The 2368-nt window shown below is 72.9% G+C and carries 3 protein-coding genes; all 3 read right to left on the reverse strand.

Going from position 1 to position 2368, the window contains the following annotated elements:
- Positions 1-21 precede the first annotated feature (21 nt).
- The gene (locus ACFU6K_RS36970) at positions 22-642 is read right to left on the reverse strand and encodes a vitamin K epoxide reductase family protein (RefSeq protein WP_380670722.1); all 621 of its coding nucleotides are present in this window, start codon (positions 640-642) and stop codon (positions 22-24) included.
- Positions 639-1430, reverse strand: a complete 792-nt coding sequence (locus ACFU6K_RS36975) for a DsbA family protein (RefSeq protein WP_380670723.1) — start codon at positions 1428-1430, stop codon at positions 639-641. Before ACFU6K_RS36975 ends, ACFU6K_RS36970 begins: the two co-directional genes overlap by 4 nt.
- A 103-nt stretch (positions 1431-1533) precedes the next feature.
- Positions 1534-2193: a hypothetical protein gene (locus tag ACFU6K_RS36980; RefSeq protein WP_380670724.1), complete on the reverse strand. Its 660-nt coding sequence runs from the start codon at positions 2191-2193 to the stop codon at positions 1534-1536.
- Between the last annotated feature and the right edge of the window lie 175 nt (positions 2194-2368).

Consider the following 2368-nt stretch of genomic DNA (forward strand, 5'->3'; position numbering starts at 1 on the left):
GGGCGGGGGCGGCGGACGGGGTCAGAGCAGGGTGCTCCAGTAGTACCAGAACCGGTTGAGGATCAGCAGCGCGATCACCGCGTACCACAGCGCCGGGACGACCCAGTGGTAGCGGGCCGCCTCCCGGACGGCCACCCGCAGCCGCGGGCCCACCGGGATCACGCCCGAGCGCAGGTTGTGCAGCGTGGTGTACCAGAACAGCGGGATCACCGCGGCCCACACCACCATGCAGTACGGGCAGAGCGCGCCGATCCGGTACAGCGCCTGGTACATCAGCCAGGTCACGAAGCCGACCCCGAACACCGTCCCGGCCTGCAGGCCGAGCCAGAACCAGCGCCGGAACGCCGCCCCGGACAGCAGCCCGGCACCGACCGCGATCACCACGCCGAAGGCGACCAGCCCGATCAGCGAGTTGGGGAAGCCGAAGGCCTCCGCCTGGTCGCTGCGCATGATCGAACCGCAGCTGATGATCGGGTTGATGTTGCAGTTGGGGACGTAGGACGGGTCCTCCAGCAGCCGGATCTTGTCCAGGGTGAGGACCGTCGAGGCGAACAGGCCGACGGCGCCGCCGATCAGCAGCAGCCAGGCGAACGGGCGGCTCGCGCCGTACACGGGCCGCCCGGCGGGGGCGCCGGCCGTCACCCGGTCACCTGCTTGACCATCGCGGTGAACTGCTCGGGGGAGACGGCCTTGCCGTTGTTGAGGACGTCCAGCTTCCGGCCGTCCAGCTTGACGGTCGGGGTGCCGGTGACGTCGCTCTTGTTGAACTCCTCGTTGACCTTGGCCGCCCACGGCGCGTAGGTGCCGTCCTGGACGGCCTTCACGAAGCCGTCGGTCTTCAGGCCGGGCACCTGGCCGGCCAGGTCCAGGATGTGGTTGACGTCGCCGAAGGCGTCGCTGCGCTCGTCCGGCTGGTTGGCGTACAGCACGTCGTGGAACGCCTTGAACTTGTCCACGCCCTCGTTCAGCGCGGCGCCCGCCGCGGCCAGCGCGGTGCGCGAGCCCTTGCCGCCGAGGTTGTTGTCCAGGAACGTCGCCAGGTGGTACTCGACCTTGTACGTGCCGTCGTCGGCGAGCTGCTGGATCGCCTTGCCGGTGGTGGTCTCCAGCTGCTCGCAGAACGGGCAGCGGAAGTCCTCGTAGACGTCCAGGGTGTGCGGGGCGTCGGCCTTGCCGTAGGTGACCACGGTGCCGTTGGTGCCGCTCGCGTTGGCCGGCACGACCAGCGGGCCGTTCGCGGCGTTCGAACCGGAGCCGGAGGAGCCGCCGACGGCGAAGGCCACACCCGCCACGAGGGCGAGCACGGCGGCGGAGGCGCCGCCGACCACCACCCGGCGGCGGATCCGGTCGGAGCGCTCGGCCTGGGCGCGGGCGACGCGCATGCGGTCGGTGGCGGAGGCCTTCTTGTCGGTCTTGCGGGTGTTGCTCATGGGGTGTCGTCCTGTGCTCTCGGGCGTACGGGGCGGCGCGGCCGGTCGGGGGCCTGCGCGGGAGGAGAGAACAGCCGACTGAGCGGGCGGGAAGGCCCGTGGCTCAGACGGCCAGGGCGAACACCGGCGGACCGCGCCGGACGGCCGGACGGACGACGACGTCCTCGGCGGGGACCAGCACGCGGCTGGCCCGGGGGAACGGCACCCGGGACGGCGGACGGGCCGGCAGCGGCGCGACCAGCAGCCGCAGCCAGCGGGCGGCGGCGGGCAGGTGGCGGTGCAGGAACTCGCCCAGCATCCGGACGGCCCCGGCCAGGCAGCACAGCGCGGCGTCCGCGCGGCTCAGCCAGAAGGCGCCGGCCAGCGCGATCACCGTGTGCAGCAGGAGGAGCAGCAGCAGGCCGGTCTGGGCGGAGACGCCGTGGCCGAGCAGGAAGCCGCCGAGCGAACCGCCGCCGCACAGCAGCGGCTGGAGGCCGTGTCCGGTGCCTGGCGGCAGCGAGGGACAGGTGCTCTGGGCGAGGTCGAACAGGGCGCCGGCGGCCAGCTCCAGCGGCAGGAACACCGCTGCGACGGCCGGGAAGCCGCGTTCGCGGCCGGCCAGGGCGAAGGCCGCGGCGAAGACGGCGGCCGAGGCCAGCAGCATCGGGCCGACGGGGAGGGTGCGGCCGGTGACCAGGACCTGGCCGAGCCCGGCGAGCAGCACGACCAGCGCGGCGAAGACCGCTGCGCGGAGCGTTCTGGTGACCGGGCTGGGGTTCATGGCATCCGAGTGTGCCACAGGTTGAATGTGGAACGGTCTGCTGGGAGGGGGGCTGTGAAGAGGGTCACCACCGGGGCTGAGCTGGGCTTATGCGGTGCTTACGGGGTTTGGGGGTGGGGGTGTGGGCTCTCGGGAGGGTGGGTGGCGGGGGCGGCTCCGGGGGTGGCCGCTCCGG

Origin of the sequence: Kitasatospora sp. NPDC057512 (assembly GCF_042802135.1) — a bacterium.
Classification (GTDB): Bacteria; Actinomycetota; Actinomycetes; order Streptomycetales; family Streptomycetaceae; genus Kitasatospora.